The sequence below is a fragment of the Pseudoalteromonas sp. S2893 genome (assembly GCF_005887105.1).
GTDB classification, from domain to species: Bacteria; Pseudomonadota; Gammaproteobacteria; order Enterobacterales; family Alteromonadaceae; genus Pseudoalteromonas; species Pseudoalteromonas atlantica.
On the sequence record NZ_PNCY01000005.1, the window covers coordinates 85,908 to 101,453 of the forward strand.

A 15,546-nucleotide genomic window follows, 5' to 3' on the forward strand; every position below is an offset into this window, starting at 1 on the left:
CCCGTGCAATTTAATTCTACCGACAACTACATCGCTAGCAGCTCGCTTAAACAGGCTGTAAATGCCGCTATTATGCTTGAAAAGCCCTTATTAATTAAAGGTGAGCCAGGTACAGGTAAAACCATGCTGGCTGAAGAGCTTGCTAAAAGCTTAGATACCGAGCTTATTCAGTGGCACATTAAATCAACCACTAAAGCACAACAGGGCTTGTACGAATACGACGCGGTATCGCGCCTACGCGACAGCCAATTAGGCGATGAGCGCGTACATAATATTGGCAACTATATTGTTAAAGGCAAGCTGTGGCAAGCGTTTAACTATGCTGAACTTAACGGCAAACGCCCAGTGCTTTTAATCGACGAAATAGACAAAGCCGACATCGAGTTCCCGAACGACTTACTACTAGAGCTTGATAAAATGGAGTTTCATGTTTACGAAACTAACGAGCGCATTGTAGCGAAAGAACGCCCTATTGTGATCATCACGTCAAACAACGAAAAAGAACTACCAGATGCCTTTTTACGCCGCTGCTTTTTTCACTATATTGATTTTCCAAGCAGCGAAGAAATGCAGCAAATCGTTGATGTGCACTACCCTAACGTTAAACAAGATTTAGTTCGCCAAGCACTCGAAGTATTTTTTAACTTACGTGAAGCCAACGGTCTTAAAAAGAAACCTTCCACCAGCGAATTACTGGATTGGTTAAAGCTTTTAATGGCCGAAGATATAGACGCTAAAACGCTGCACGATAAAGCCCAAAAAGGCGGCTTAATGCCGATGTTTGGCGCACTGCTTAAAAACGAGCAAGACATAAGCCTCATCGAAAAACTTGCGTTTATGAGTCGTCGCTAACATGTTAGTACAGTTTTTCTTCAAGCTGCGCAAATACCGCTTACCGGTAAGCCTGCGCGAGCTACTCGATTTAATAAACGCCTTAAAAAAAGGCGTTATATTTGCCGATGTAGATGGCTTTTACCATTTAGCGCGCACCATAATGGTAAAAGACGAAACCCATTTTGACAGGTTCGACAAAGCGTTCAGCGACTACTTTAGCGGTATTGCCGACCTTGATTTGCTTGAAAGTTTAAAGCAACAGCACAACTTACCTAAAGACTGGTTGCGCAAAGAGTTTGAAAAACACCTAAGCGATGAAGAAAAAGCCCAGATAAAAGCCATGGGCGGGCTCGACGAGCTAATGAAAACCCTAAAAGAGCGTTTAGAAGAACAACAAAAACGCCACGCAGGCGGCAATAAATGGGTGGGCGCTGGTGGTACATCACCTTTTGGTGCATACGGCTATAACCCAGAAGGCGTGCGTATAGGGCAAGACGGTAACCGTAATCGCCAAGCGGTAAAAGTGTGGGATAAGCGCGAATACCGCAATTTAGACTCTGATCGCGAAATTGGCTCTCGTACTATTAAACTCGCCCTTAAAAAATTACGTAAATTTGCCCGCACAGGCGCAAGTGACACCCTTGATTTAAACGAGACCATTCGCGCTACCGCCAAACAAGGCGGCATGCTGGATGTAAAAATGGCACCCGAGCGCCACAATGCCGTTAAAGTATTAATGCTGTTTGATATTGGCGGCTCAATGGATGACTACATTCATACCTGCGAAGAGCTATTTAGCGCCGCCCACAGCGAGTTTAAACATTTAGAGTTTTACTACTTTCATAACTGCTTATACGAGCACGTTTGGCAAGACAATGCGCGTCGCCATTCAAACATCATTGACACCATGACGCTGATTAATAAATTTACCAGCGACTACAAAGTAATTTTTGTGGGCGATGCCACTATGGGCCCTTACGAAATAGCCTACCCTGGCGGCTCGGTAGAGCACTACAATGAAGAGCCCGGCAGTGCATGGTTGCAACGTATAACAAATCACTTTGATAAAGTCGCGTGGCTCAACCCACAGCCCGTTGAACACTGGCCGTACTATCAGTCAATTGATTTTATAAAGCAGCTGATGGATAACAGAATGTACCCGCTGAGTTTAGATGGAATAAGTAGCGCGATAAAAGAGCTGAGTTAGATATTAATTTACCTCAGCTCAGCGCTAGCAGCGGAGCTTCAGGCGTGAACCTATAACGTTGTTGGGTGGCACCTTTGGCTTAACCAACCTACCTTTGACGTAGGTCGGATAAGTGGCGAAGCCACGCCATCCGACAAAAATGATGCATTAACTAGAAACAACCCGACTTACCCTGTTATTTATAGGTAGGGTCAGAATTAATTAAACAAACAGAATTCGAGATTAACTTTTCCTTTAGCTCGTAATTATCATTCTTAATTTCTGTCAGCTCTCCCAAAACACTTTTATTTGTTTTATTTATGGTTGAATATAGCTTATCCGGTATATTTAAATCCGATTTGATTGACAGTATAGATAGAAAAATCGATACGACCGTAGATAAAATAGCTATCCATATCGCAAATAAAGCTTTCCTATTCGCATCTTTTGCTGATTCCCTAGCTTCATTAAGCTCTACATACTCTAAAAATCTAAAGTGATCTTCTGCGCTTGCAAATAATTTAATATCCGACCCAGGTCTAGCTACCGAACCATAGAATGATGAGTGTGAGTGAAACAAAAGTAATTTATCATGAATTAACCGTTTTAACTGCTCCTGCTCTTTTTCATTTAGCTGGACAGCTTTACATAGTTGCTGAAAAGTAAACTCTTCTTGTAGTGTTGCCCACTTTAGCACACGTATTATAAAGTTAGTGTTATCCATTTTAGTCCCTTAGAATGATAGAAAAAGAGCAGCTAGAGCCCTACAATTCAGCTATATGATTCAATGTTTCAGGATGTCGCTGCACAAGCTTTAACAAGGTAATTGCTTGCCCATTCGGTGCACTACGCACTTGCTCCCAGTTTTCGAGTGTTCTTGCTGATGTATGTAGAATGTTTGCAAATACACCGCGCGACATATTAAATGTTTCTCGAATATTTACTATTTCATCGGGTGAGATAGCAAGATCGTTAATATCATTTACCGCATGAGTACGTAACGTAAGTTTTTCTTGTGAATGCGCTTTGGCATCATCAAGTCCTGTCGTTAATTCTGAAAATAAATCACGTTTTCTCATTACGCCATCCCCCTAAAAGCGATTTTATTAATCTTGATTTCATACAGCAATATTTATTACTTGCTAATAAATTTACACATTCCAAACCCTAAACTATCGCCATCGCGTTTTACATAACCATATTGTGTATAAAAGCTTTCTTTACCATGAGCACTTAATAAAGCGATTGTAGCGCCATTAGAGCTGGTGCTGCTTAGGTAGTTTTCAATGTGGGTCATTACTAAATGACCAATGCCTTGTTTTTGATAGCTTGGCGCAACAATTATATCTTGAATATAAAAATACATTGCGCCATCACCAACCACTCTGCCAGTGCCTATTAACTTATCATTGTCGTACACTGTAACCCAAAACAATGAATTTTCGATGCTTGCTTTTAATGTTTTATCGTCAGGGTTTTGCCACTTTACTTGTGTACGTAAATTAGCAAATTCATCCTGTGCTGGAGCTTTCAGTTCAACGTTATAAACCATAATATCCCCTACTCACTTTAAAGCACTTTACTCATAAACAAGCTGTACGGATCTAGCTGATAATTCTCAAATGGTTCGCATTTTTTAAAACCAAATTGAGTGTAAAGCTTTTGCGCAGGTAAAAATGCCTTTTCTGTTCCAGTTTCTAGGCTTAACTTTTTATACCCTCGCAGTGTTGCTTGCTCAATAATATGCGTGAGTAACTTAGCGGCTATGCCTTGGCGTAAATAGTTGCTTGAGGTGCGCATTGATTTAATTTCGCCATGCGTTGTATTTAGTGCTTTTAAAGCACCAACACCCGCTAAATTATTATCAATCCATAAGCTATAAAAAATTATATCGGGCTGAGTGAGTTTGCTCACATCAAGTGCATGTACGCTCTCAACAGGTGAGTGCTTCAGCATATCGTTATGATGCGCTTGTAGTAACTTTATAACGTGTGGGTTTGAAAGCTCACCTATTCTAATATCCATTTATACCTCGTTTAATCCTAGAATTTAATGCTTTAGGGCTTTAATTAAAGCCCTAAAATAAACAGCTATTTTTAGGCTGCTAATTTCCACACCACAAACGCAACAGCAAAACCAACTAAGTACACTAAGCCTAACCAGGTTAAGCTGCGCAATAGTACGCTGTGTTTAATGGCAGGCTCTGAGCGCACTAGGCTAAAGTTAAGCCATGCAAAAACGGGGGTAGTGACAAAAGCAAGTGTCATGGCAAAGGTAAGCATGGGGCCAAGGGCCGATTTAAAAAATAAAATCACTGCCATACCGGCAAATGCCTGCAGTACTAACCAAATATTTAAACTGTGTTTAGATTGCTTAAAGCCAAGTAGTTTATGTGACTCGTTAAGCGTACGGGCGTAGCCATCAAGCACGGTGAGTGTAGTGCCAAACATACATAAAAAAGCAATGGCTGATACAAGCGGCCTTGCCCACTCGCCAATAGTCAGTGCATACATATCAATAAGCTGTTTAGCAAAGGCAACACCGCCAAGCTCAATACTGCTGCTTTGCCCATATTGCACCAGCACACCTAAGCTAAAAAATACCAATGCTAAACAGGCTGTTAGCCAATAGCCTACGTTAAAATCGAATAAGCCTTGGCTTTTAGTAACCGTTTGCTGAGTTTGTTTTTCTTTAAGCCATAGCGAACTAAGGGCTGATATTTCTATGGGTGCTGGCATCCAGCCCATTAACGCGACCATAAAGCTCAGCATAGCCAGCTCGTACGGAGACGGGCCAACATAATCAGCTGGCGCCATTGGGCCGTTACTAAACGCGATAACCAGTGCAATAACAGTAGCAAGCGTTAATAGTCCCATAATGCCTTTAGCAACGCTGTCGAGCGCTTTAAAGTGCCCAAGTAATAAAATAGCTAAACACACACCGAGCAATATCCAACACAGTAGCGTGACTTCTATCACTATTGGCAGTGCATAATGAAGCAAGCTTGCAGTCAGTAATAACACCCCTGCGGTATTAACTATGGCGGCCAGTATATTTAAGCCAATAAAACTATAAAAATAGACAGGGCCTTTATTTTTATAGCCTTCTACTAAACTGTTTTTGGTTGCTAAGGTGTATTCCATACCAAAGCGAAAAAACGGGTACTTTAATACGTTAACAACGAGAATTAGCCAAAACAGTTGCCAGCCAAATAGCGCGCCAGCTTGAGTAGATGCAACTAAGTGAGAGCCGCCAATTGCTGCGGTTGCCATTAAGATACCAGGGCCTAGTGCGCCCAATCGAGATTTCCAAGAGGTGTGTGTTTGCTGCATTAATTTCTCAAATTATGTGTATTATTCGCTCTGGTTATTAATTTTAATAATTAATAACACCGAAGGCTGCATAACTTACCTAAATTAAAGGCAATAAAAAAGAGCCGTAAGGCTCTTTTTTATAGTACTTTGGGACTAAATCTTATTTTAGTTCCATCTCTTGGATGATTTCGTGCGCTATTTCTGGCGTTGTGCTTACAGGCTTTTCGTGTAAATTTGCTTTTATTTGCCCTTTTCGATGTTTTAGTGCTGCATCGAGTTTTTTAGCTGCGCTTGCAATCGCCGGGTACATAACTTCGTTTTCCCCTTTTACCGATATACGCGCACCTTCGTAATTTGTGCTAATTTCTGCTTGGATTTTGTGATGCTCTTTAGACAATATAATGTCGAGTGCGATAAGTGATGGAAAGTGGCTCTCGATTTTTGAAAACTTTTCGTTGATATGCTCTCTAATAGAGTTAGTAACGTCTACATGGTGACCAGAAAGATTAATTTTCATAGGGTATCCTTTTATTTGTTACCTCATAAATAGTATTGGGGGCTATTTAGATTAACACAAGGAAAAAGCACTGATTTTTGAAATTAATTTGTTACTTAAACTGATTTAAATTATAAGTTGTGCAAAGTTTATGCAAAGCCCATAGAGTATGGGCTTTCAGACGTCTAGCCTTTAGCGTTTAGTCTGTGTACGAACAGCAATAGTCAGCAAAATCACTCACTTTTACTTTAAAGCTAACATTGGCATCAACGTTAAATGATTCGCCCGCGATAAATGTTTTCCACTGCGTTTCGCCAGGTAATAAAATGTCCCACTGGCCGCCTAACAGCTCCATGAGTTCTTTTTTGCTTGTATCAAATACAAATTCGCCTGGCTGCATAAAACCTAGCGTTTTGGTTGTGCCATCGTTAAATACCACGGTACGGCTTGATACTTTACCGTCAAAATACACGTTCGCTTTTTTAATTACGCTTACATTTTCAAACTGAGACATCCTCACTCCTGTTGTATTATTTTATTTAATCGGCCACCACCTTGCCTGATAGGTCATAGCCTTGCAAGAAAAGCGCTGTGAAAATTACTCATCTGAAATTCAAACACCAAAGGCTTTAAGCTAAAAAAGTACTACGTATTACAAGCAATGTGATGCAGTATCTTAAGGCTACTACACCGCTTTATAACTCAGTCAGCAAACAAAAAAGCCCGCCCTGTTTTACACAGGGCGGGCTTTTAAATATTAAAGCTAACGGTTAAAACAACGCGTTTGCTTTATTTACAATGTTCTCTACTGTAAAGCCAAAGTACTCAAACAGCTCACCAGCAGGTGCCGACTCACCAAAGGTAGTCATACCTACTACTGCGCCATTAAGGCCCACGTACTTGTACCAGTAATCAGCAATACCTGCTTCTACTGCTACGCGGCGTGTAACGGCTGCCGGTAGTACGCTTTCTTTGTACTGTGCGCTTTGCTCTTCAAATACATCAGTACATGGCATAGATACAACACGTACCTTTTTACCTTGGCTGCGTAGCTCTGCTGCAGAGTCTTGTGCTAGTTGCACCTCAGAACCTGTTGCAATAATAATTAGCTCTGGCTCGCCGTCACAGCTAAGGATGTAACCACCCTTTTTAACATCTGCTAATTGCTGAGCGTCACGCGCTTGTTGCTCAAGGCCTTGGCGAGTAAAGATAAGTGATGTAGGACCGTCTTTACGCTCAATAGCTTGTTGCCATGCAATTGCCGACTCAACTTGGTCACACGGGCGCCAGTTGTATAAGTTTGGCGTTAAACGCATGCTAGCAATTTGCTCTACCGGTTGGTGAGTTGGACCGTCTTCACCTAGGCCGATTGAATCATGCGTGTATACAAAAATGCTTGGTTGCTTCATTAGTGCAGCCATACGTACCGCATTTTTTGCATATTCAACAAACATTAAGAACGTTGCACCGTAAGGAATAAAGCCTTTATGAAGGGCAATACCATTCATAATTGCCGACATACCAAACTCACGTACACCGTAGTAAACGTAGTTACCGCTTGCATCGTCTGCAGTTAGCCCTTTAGAGCCATCCCAAATTGTTAAGTTTGAGCCAGCTAAATCGGCTGAGCCACCCATGAATTCTGGTAATAACGGGCCAAATGCATTTAATGCATTTTGCGACGCTTTACGAGATGCAGGATTTGCAGGGTTTGCTTGTAGTTGCTCTATGTACGCTTGAGATTTTTCAGCCCAATCGCCTGGAAGTTCGTTGTTAATACGGCGCTTATATTCAGCTGCAAGCTCTGGGTATGCTTTTGCGTATGCTGCAAATTTTTCGTCCCAGCTAGATTCAAGCTGTTGACCCTTTTCTTTGTTATCCCACTGTGCGTAAATATCATCAGGGATTTCAAATGCACCGCCAGACCAGCCTAAAAATTCGCGAGACGCTGTAATTTCGTCATCACCTAATGGCGCGCCGTGACAATCGTGGCTACCAGATTTGTTAGGTGAACCGTAACCAATCACTGTTTTACAACAAATTAGTGATGGTTTGTCAGTAACACTTTGAGCCTCTGCTATTGCAGCACTAACAGCATCGCTGTCGTGGCCATCAACGTCACTTATTACATGCCAGCCGTACGCTTTAAAGCGTGCTGGTGTATCGTCGCTAAACCAACCTTCTACTTCACCATCGATTGAAATACCGTTGTCATCCCAAAAAGCCACTAACTTGCCAAGGCCTAATGTGCCTGCTAGTGAACATGCTTCATGAGAAATACCTTCCATTAAACAACCATCACCCATAAATGCATACGTGTAGTGATCAACAATGTCGTGGCCTTCACGGTTAAATTGTGCAGCAAGCGCTTTTTCAGCAATCGCCATACCTACCGCGTTTGTGATCCCTTGACCTAGCGGGCCCGTAGTAGTTTCAATTCCTGGTGCATAACCGTACTCAGGGTGGCCTGGCGTTTTAGAATGCATTTGACGGAAGTTTTTAATTTCATCAAGTGGTAAGTCGTAGCCAGTTAGGTGCAATAGAGAATAGATAAGCATTGAACCGTGGCCGTTTGAAAGAATAAATCTGTCACGGTCAGCCCACTCTGGATTAGTTGGATTATGCTTTAGATAATCGCGCCATAATACTTCTGCGATGTCGGCCATGCCCATTGGGGCTCCAGGGTGGCCAGATTTGGCCTTTTGTACTGCGTCCATTGACAAGACGCGAATAGCATTTGCAAGTTCTTTGCGAGATGGCATGAATTCTCCTACCTTTATGTGTATTTGCGCGGGTACTTATGTGTTCGTTAATACCCTTAAGTAACTTAAGAGCTGTTATAGCAACCATTCTTACTTAATGTGGGTGCAGTGTGCAATTAAAAACCCCATAAAAATGGGCTATTATGAATATTTTTTAAGACCAAAAAGTTATTACTCATTTTATTTAGACGTCTAGGCGTAAAAACACTATGCAAGGTGTTTTGTTTTAGATAAAATACGCCCCTTAATTTTTTAGCGCTAATACCGACGTTTGTGAAGCGCAATATTTGTGAGCAGAAATACAATGGCAAAACATTTATTTACTTCTGAATCTGTTTCTGAAGGTCATCCGGATAAAATCGCCGATCAAATCTCTGATGCGGTACTTGATGCTATCCTAGAGCAAGACTCTCATGCCCGTGTTGCGTGCGAAACTTACGTAAAAACCGGTATGGTTATGGTTGGTGGTGAAATTACCACTAGCGCATGGGTTGATATTGAAGAAATTACACGTAAAACAGTACGTGAAATTGGCTACACGCATTCAGACATGGGTTTCGATGCAGACTCGTGTGCAATTTTAAACACAATTGGTAAGCAGTCTCCTGATATTAACCAAGGTGTTGACCGTACTAGCCCAGAAGAACAAGGTGCTGGCGACCAAGGCTTAATGTTTGGTTATGCATGTAACGAAACAGAAGTACTAATGCCTGCGCCAATTACTTACTCACACCGTTTAGTACAGCGCCAAGCGCAAGTACGTAAAAGCGGCGAGCTTAACTGGTTACGCCCAGATGCAAAATCTCAAGTAACTTTTGCATACGAAAACGGCAAGCCTGTAGGTATTGATGCAGTTGTGCTTTCTACTCAGCACGCTGAAGAAATTTCGCAAAATGACTTAGTAGAAGCCGTGATGGAAACCATCATTAAGCCGGTACTTCCTGCCGAGCTTATTACTAGCGCGACTAAATTTTTCATTAACCCAACGGGTCGTTTTGTAATTGGCGGACCTATGGGCGACTGTGGTTTAACGGGCCGTAAAATCATCGTAGATACATACGGTGGTATGGCACGTCACGGTGGTGGTGCTTTCTCAGGTAAAGATCCATCAAAAGTTGACCGCTCAGCTGCATACGCTGCACGTTACGTAGCTAAAAATGTAGTGGCTGCAGGCCTTGCTGATAAGTGTGAGCTACAAGTATCTTACGCAATTGGTGTAGCAGAGCCTACCTCTATCAGCGTTGAAACCTTTGGTACAAGCAAGCTTGAAGAAGGTCGTTTAATTGAGCTTATTCGTGAGCACTTTGACCTACGCCCTTACGGCTTAATTCAAATGCTTGATTTAGAGCGCCCAATTTACCAACCAACAGCGGCATACGGTCACTTTGGTCGTGACGAATTCCCATGGGAACGTACAGATAAAGCAGACGCACTTCGCGCAGCTGCTGGCCTTTAAGCCAAAATGCATTAAATAATAAACGGCCCTTTTAAGGGCCGTTTTTATATCTAAAGCAAAGGCTAATTATGCGCTTTATATCAATTGCATTAATTTAGTTATTTATCATAGCACCCTGTAAATAGTGCAATAACAAAGGAATTTACGGCGTACAGTTATTTTATATAAATAATTTTAACGCAGTCAGTGCGCTATTTAATACGCTAAACTAATCGTGTTTTGAATTAAATTGGTATTAGCTAGCCCTCGAATTTCGTACGGTTTTAGGTATATACTCTTTGCATAATAAAAGCTTAAGGGATAAGTAAATGGCCAATAATTTTCGCGTTATGTTTGTAGGACTCGCCGAGGGCACTGAGGCTAAAACGGCCTGCGTAAATTTAGCAAGTAAGCTAAAAACGTCTGAAGATAAAGTAACTCAGTTTTTTAATGGCAAAGCACTCTTTGCACCTAGCAATAAAGACAAAGCCCTAAAGCAGGCCAAATTACTAGCAAGCCTAGGCATTAAAAGTAAGTTACAAGCCACAGGTGAGTTGCCCACTCAAAGCCCTAGCGCAGCTAGTCAGCGCGATGAACGGATTTTTGATGCCCTTGATTACATAACGAGCAGCCTGATCCGCCTAGAAGAAAAACTAGAAGAGCTAGAACAAAGGCTTCCAACCAATGAGCTAAAAAGCCCTACAGACGAAAGCGATGAGTGGCAAGAAGATGATCTTATGCTTGACGAGCAGCTCGATGAACCTGTTAAAACGCGTAGCAATATTTTGTTATATTCACTGATTGCCACCGCCGTTTTACTACTTATTGTGCTTGCTGTTTACTTAGCTTTTCCTGATTTAGTGTCTATTTAATCAAAGGTGCGTAATTACAATGAGCAATAAACGTACACACATACGCCAATCTATTCGCCAATTACGCAATAATCTATCAAAAAAACAGCAAGAAAAAGCCGCGGTACAGTTAAAGTTGAATTTTACTCAACAGCTAAATAGCGATAAAACAGCCTCAAAAAAACAAATAGCCATTTACTTTAGTAACGATGGAGAATTAGATACCTCATTGTTAATTAATGAGTTATGGCAACAAGGCCACACCCTTTACTTACCCGTTATACACCCATTTAATGGGGCTACTTTGCTGTTTCAACGCTATGAAAAAAACTCACCCATGAGAGCAAATCGCTATGGTATCTTGGAGCCTAAGCTGAACTGCTCTCAAATATGCCCATTAACTGATTTAGATTACTTACTGATGCCACTTGTAGCATTTGATAATCAAGGTAATCGATTAGGAATGGGGGGTGGATTTTACGATAAAACACTGGCGCAATTACACGCTTACAATTGGCAAAAACCGCAACTTATAGGCTTAGCACATAGCTGCCAAAAAGTAGATGCACTGCCAATTGAATCGTGGGATGTTCCACTTAAAACCATTATTACTCCCGATAAAATTTATCACTGGTAATAAACACCCACTACACATTTGAAATATGAGCATAACAATGACGCAAGACGAATTAAAAAAAGCAGCTGCGTGGGCTGCACTCGAGTTTGTAAAAGAAAACACCATTGTTGGTGTGGGGACAGGCTCTACCGTAAATCATTTTATTGATGCCCTAGGCACAGTAAAAGACACCATAACGGGTGCGGTATCTAGCTCTGAGGCTTCAACAGCGCGTTTACACGCGTTAGGTATTGAAGTGTTTGAGCTAAACGATGTAGATGCTCTTGATGTATACGTAGACGGCGCAGATGAAATTAATGCCCAAAACGAAATGATCAAAGGCGGCGGCGCAGCACTTACCCGCGAAAAAATAGTCGCAGCCGTTGCAAAACAATTTGTTTGTATTGTTGATGACACAAAATTAGTAGATACATTGGGTGACTTCCCACTTCCGGTAGAAGTTATACCCATGGCACGCAGCTACGTAGCGCGTGAATTATTAAAACTTGGTGGCGACCCTGTGTACCGCCAAGGCGTAGTAACCGATAACGGTAACGTTATTTTAGATGTACACAATTTAAGTATTAGTAATGCCAAACAACTTGAAACACAAATTAATTCAATTGTTGGCGTAGTTACCAACGGCCTATTTGCGATGCGCGGCGCTGATAAAGTGATTATCGGCACTAAAAATGGGCCACAAATTAAATAGGATGAGGTTATGAGTAAGGTATCGTTAGCAAAAGACAAAATTAAAATTCTCTTGCTTGAAGGTGTTCACCAAAGCGCAGTAGAAACGCTTAAACGTAATGGTTACAGCAACATCGACTACGTAAAAACATCGCTACCTGAGGACGAACTTAAAGAGCGTATTAAAGATGTGCACTTTGTAGGGCTTCGTTCTCGTACTCATATTAACCAAGCAGTTTTAGACTCAGCTGAAAAGCTAGTAGCCATTGGTTGTTTTTGTATTGGTACTAACCAAGTTGACTTAAACTCAGCTCGCGAGCGCGGTATTGCAGTATTTAATGCACCGTTTTCAAACACTCGTTCAGTGGCTGAACTTGTACTTGGCGAAATACTATTACTATTACGTGGTATTCCAGAGCGTAATGCAGCAGCGCACCGTGGCGGCTGGTTAAAAACAGCAACCGGCTCGTTTGAAGCGCGCGGTAAAACGCTCGGGATTATTGGTTACGGCCACATTGGTACCCAGCTTGGTATTATGGCTGAAAACATAGGTATGAACGTAGAGTATTACGACATTGAAGATAAGCTATCTTTAGGTAATGCAACACAAATTCATAACCTAACACAGCTTTTACAGCGCGCTGATATTATTAGTTTACACGTACCAGAAACACCGCAAACTAAAAACCTAATTGGCACAGCAGAACTTGCCGTAATGAAACAAGGCTCAATACTAATTAACGCTTCACGCGGTACTGTAGTGGATATTGATGCACTTGCTGAAGCACTTAGCGAGAAAAAGCTAAGCGGCGCAGCTATTGATGTATTCCCTGTTGAGCCAAAATCTAACGAAGAAGAATTTGTATCGCCACTGCGTGAATTCGACAACGTTATTTTAACGCCGCACATTGGTGGTTCAACCCAAGAAGCGCAAGAAAACATTGGTATTGAAGTAGCCGGTAAATTAGCTAAATACTCAGATAATGGTTCAACTATTACAGCGGTTAACTTCCCTGAGGTTTCGCTTCCAGAGCTTGCTAACCGTAGCCGCTTATTGCACGTACACCACAACCGCCCTGGCGTACTTACACAAATTAACCAAGCGTTTGCCCAGCACGGTATTAACATTGCCGCGCAGTACTTACAAACTGATGAATCAATTGGTTATGTAGTTATTGACGTAGATACCGATCAGTCAGAAGTTGCACTTAAAGAGCTAAGCGCAGTAGAAGGTACAATTAGAGCGCGTATTCTTCACTAAAAGATGAAGTGTAAAAAATAATTAAATAAACACCGTGTTTAAAATAAATACGGTGTTTTTTTATTTTAAAGCTAACTTAACTTTAGGCTCTCATTTCAACGCATTTACCTAGGTGCCCATTATAAACCTTGAGTAGCGCCTTGCTTAAACAGTTTCAAGTTTTCATAACCACTTATACTTTCACAGCTGATGCTATCCTCGCATTTACCTCCTTTAATACGACTCGATACGGCGGTTCGCATACTAGGCATATTTTTTATATTAGTGATAAAATTACCCATTGTTTGCTTTTCTCTGACAACGGTTATACGCTCAATATCTTTATTTTCAGGCTCTCTTGGTAAATCAATGCCTAAAGAGGCAAGCTTTAGTTTTGCCCTTGGGTCTTTTATAGCCGCCTTTTTATAATGCTTAATTGCTTTTTCTTTATTGGATTGACCTAAAATTGCTGATTCATACACTTTAGCTAGTAAAAAATTTGCCCTCACATAGCCCTTATTTGCTGCCAGTTCTAGCTTTTCTTTTGCTTCTAAAGCATCATCTTTTGTCGGGTTATTAGTTAGCATATATGCTGCAATATAATAATTTGCTTTTGGTAACTTTTTAGCGGCGTGTCGTAAGTTTGTAAAGCCAAGGCTTCTATTAACTTCACCACCTTGGCCTTCAATCATCATTATGCCAAGTTTAAACTGGCTATTAGGCAGCCCCCAACGAGCGGCTTCATAAAAGTACCTTCTTGCTTTTTTTAAATCTTGCTCTACACCATAACCATTATAATAAAAAGTGCCCAACATCTCTTGAGCAAGTGGGATCTGTTGACGTGAGTATCGCTTTAGTTTTTTAAACTCTTCCTTACATTTTTCTGAAGAGCATGACTCCACCTTGATATTGTGCTCAAAATTAGTTTTTGCTGATAAGGTAGGCGAAAGTGATAAGGTTATTACTTGGGTAAGAATTAAAAATAAGCGCATAATTAGGTCCATTTCCGTATGTATAATTAATACACTAGCCAAACAGAGACTAAAAAACAAGCAGTTCAACCAATGAAAAAGCATTTAAAAACAGATTATTATATTGCACAAAAAAGCGTGAGATATACCCACGCTCTAACAACTTCATTGTTTGCAGCCAACCATATAGGCAACTACAAAGCTAAAACGACTTTACTCGCCTTTAACTTCTAAATTGACAAATTTAACTAGCTCTTCTGGCTGGCCAGCTAACATCATTATTTGCTGGTTTACTTCCATCATGGTTTTACCTTCAGGCAATTTTGCCGATATGCTTAATGAGTTTAAACCTTTGGCAAAATCAGTTAGCGCCTGTGCAATTTCTTCAGTTACGGGAGCTTGCTGTAACTGTTGCTGTAGCGTCATTTGCATTTGCTCAAGCGTCATACCTTGTTTTTCAAGCTCGCTCACAAATAGCTCTTTTAATTTGCCTTGGTTATTAAGTACTAAATTAATATTTCGTGGCTCAAGCTTACTCATAGCTTGCATAACTAAGGTTTGCTGTTGTAACTCTTGCTCGTACGTAAGTGGCGTGTCACCTGCTTCTTGCTGTGCTTTGCTTATCGCAAGGGATGCGTCCATTAATGCTTTAGAATTGGCAAGGCCTACATCCATATTAAAACTAGCAATATCTTTTGCATCTAGTTTTAAAACTACGTCACTGTCGCCAGATTGTTCATCGTAATCGAGTGATGAGCTTAAGTCGTAACTTGCAGAGGCAAGCATTTCGTTTGTATCAGCAGGTAGTTTTGCTACAAAGTCTTTATCGAACTGAAAGCTTTTTACTGTAAACGATGTATGTGGCGATATTTTATCGGTTTCATAACCGGTTACTTCAATACTTTGAATATGCGCTACGTTATCACCTTCAGGGCTAATTACTTCCATGTTAGTAATTTCAACACTTTGAGAAATAACACTTGCCGATAAACCCGCGTATTTAAATGTTGCACCGGTTTGATCGCTCACTAAAGCAAGCTGCTTGTCTACTTCGGTACGTACTTCTTGAGTTGCTACATAGTTTGCGTAGCTAACACCGCCTACGCCAGCTGCAACAATGGCTATGGCTATTACGAGTTTTTTCATGCTAT

At 41.1% G+C, this 15,546-nt stretch carries 17 protein-coding genes; 7 read left to right on the plus strand and 10 right to left on the minus strand.

From position 1 onward, the window contains the following. The first annotated feature begins 3 nt into the window (after positions 1 to 3). Both CWC04_RS01765 and CWC04_RS01770 read left to right on the plus strand, forming a co-directional pair. Positions 4 to 852 carry an AAA family ATPase gene (locus CWC04_RS01765; RefSeq protein ID WP_004586178.1) on the plus strand — a complete coding sequence of 283 codons (849 nt, stop codon included), beginning with the start codon at positions 4 to 6 and terminating at the stop codon, positions 850 to 852. Between the two features lies 1 nt (position 853). After that, positions 854 to 2,041, plus strand: coding sequence for a vWA domain-containing protein (locus CWC04_RS01770; protein ID WP_138684459.1), 1,188 nt, complete (start codon positions 854 to 856; stop codon positions 2,039 to 2,041). A gap of 175 nt (positions 2,042 to 2,216) precedes the next feature. On the opposite strand, the gene CWC04_RS01775 is transcribed toward CWC04_RS01770, so the two are convergent. From CWC04_RS01775 to tkt, 8 genes are all read right to left on the minus strand, one after another. Continuing rightward, positions 2,217 to 2,744 (minus strand): hypothetical protein, encoded by a 528-nt coding sequence (locus CWC04_RS01775; RefSeq protein WP_138684460.1) that lies wholly within the window; start codon positions 2,742 to 2,744, stop codon positions 2,217 to 2,219. A 40-nt stretch (positions 2,745 to 2,784) separates the two neighbouring features. After that, positions 2,785 to 3,099: a helix-turn-helix domain-containing protein gene (locus tag CWC04_RS01780; protein WP_138684461.1), complete on the minus strand. Its 315-nt coding sequence runs from the start codon at positions 3,097 to 3,099 to the stop codon at positions 2,785 to 2,787. A 56-nt stretch (positions 3,100 to 3,155) separates the two neighbouring features. Further along, positions 3,156 to 3,572, minus strand: coding sequence for a GNAT family N-acetyltransferase (locus tag CWC04_RS01785; protein WP_138684462.1), 417 nt, complete (start codon positions 3,570 to 3,572; stop codon positions 3,156 to 3,158). A gap of 17 nt (positions 3,573 to 3,589) precedes the next feature. After that, positions 3,590 to 4,045 carry a GNAT family N-acetyltransferase gene (locus CWC04_RS01790; protein ID WP_138684463.1) on the minus strand — a complete coding sequence of 152 codons (456 nt, stop codon included), beginning with the start codon at positions 4,043 to 4,045 and terminating at the stop codon, positions 3,590 to 3,592. A 71-nt stretch (positions 4,046 to 4,116) separates the two neighbouring features. Beyond that, the gene (locus CWC04_RS01795) at positions 4,117 to 5,352 is read right to left on the minus strand and encodes an NRAMP family divalent metal transporter (protein WP_054982730.1); all 1,236 of its coding nucleotides are present in this window, start codon (positions 5,350 to 5,352) and stop codon (positions 4,117 to 4,119) included. A 142-nt stretch (positions 5,353 to 5,494) separates the two neighbouring features. Then, the gene (hpf, locus tag CWC04_RS01800; protein ID WP_024033129.1) at positions 5,495 to 5,851 is read right to left on the minus strand and encodes a ribosome hibernation-promoting factor, HPF/YfiA family; all 357 of its coding nucleotides are present in this window, start codon (positions 5,849 to 5,851) and stop codon (positions 5,495 to 5,497) included. A gap of 178 nt (positions 5,852 to 6,029) precedes the next feature. Continuing rightward, positions 6,030 to 6,344 carry a pyrimidine/purine nucleoside phosphorylase gene (ppnP, locus tag CWC04_RS01805; RefSeq protein ID WP_024033130.1) on the minus strand — a complete coding sequence of 105 codons (315 nt, stop codon included), beginning with the start codon at positions 6,342 to 6,344 and terminating at the stop codon, positions 6,030 to 6,032. A gap of 256 nt (positions 6,345 to 6,600) precedes the next feature. After that, entirely contained in the window at positions 6,601 to 8,592 is a 1,992-nt protein-coding gene (gene tkt, locus CWC04_RS01810; protein ID WP_138684464.1) for a transketolase, read from the minus strand. 304 nt (positions 8,593 to 8,896) lie between these two features. Here tkt and metK point away from each other — a divergent pair, with 304 nt between their 5' ends. The 5 genes from metK (at position 8,897) to serA (ending at position 13,445) form a co-directional block, all read left to right on the plus strand. Beyond that, positions 8,897 to 10,048: a methionine adenosyltransferase gene (gene metK, locus CWC04_RS01815; RefSeq protein WP_004586168.1), complete on the plus strand. Its 1,152-nt coding sequence runs from the start codon at positions 8,897 to 8,899 to the stop codon at positions 10,046 to 10,048. Between the two features lie 308 nt (positions 10,049 to 10,356). Further along, positions 10,357 to 10,899: a hypothetical protein gene (locus tag CWC04_RS01820; protein WP_055252842.1), complete on the plus strand. Its 543-nt coding sequence runs from the start codon at positions 10,357 to 10,359 to the stop codon at positions 10,897 to 10,899. A 19-nt stretch (positions 10,900 to 10,918) separates the two neighbouring features. Then, complete coding sequence (locus tag CWC04_RS01825) at positions 10,919 to 11,515, plus strand: 5-formyltetrahydrofolate cyclo-ligase (RefSeq protein ID WP_126007982.1); 597 nt, start codon at positions 10,919 to 10,921, stop codon at positions 11,513 to 11,515. A 37-nt stretch (positions 11,516 to 11,552) separates the two neighbouring features. Beyond that, a complete protein-coding gene (rpiA, locus tag CWC04_RS01830) occupies positions 11,553 to 12,206 on the plus strand; it encodes a ribose-5-phosphate isomerase RpiA (protein ID WP_004586165.1) in 654 nt (217 codons plus the stop codon). Positions 12,207 to 12,215: 9 nt separating this feature from the next. Further along, a complete protein-coding gene (gene serA / locus CWC04_RS01835; RefSeq protein ID WP_004586164.1) occupies positions 12,216 to 13,445 on the plus strand; it encodes a phosphoglycerate dehydrogenase in 1,230 nt (409 codons plus the stop codon). A 119-nt stretch (positions 13,446 to 13,564) separates the two neighbouring features. On the opposite strand, the gene CWC04_RS01840 is transcribed toward serA, so the two are convergent. Together CWC04_RS01840 and CWC04_RS01845 are read right to left on the minus strand one after the other, a co-directional pair. After that, positions 13,565 to 14,416: a tetratricopeptide repeat protein gene (locus CWC04_RS01840; RefSeq protein WP_126007984.1), complete on the minus strand. Its 852-nt coding sequence runs from the start codon at positions 14,414 to 14,416 to the stop codon at positions 13,565 to 13,567. Positions 14,417 to 14,608: 192 nt separating this feature from the next. Continuing rightward, positions 14,609 to 15,541: an aq_1923 C-terminal domain gene (locus tag CWC04_RS01845; protein ID WP_029774278.1), complete on the minus strand. Its 933-nt coding sequence runs from the start codon at positions 15,539 to 15,541 to the stop codon at positions 14,609 to 14,611. Positions 15,542 to 15,546 lie beyond the last annotated feature (5 nt).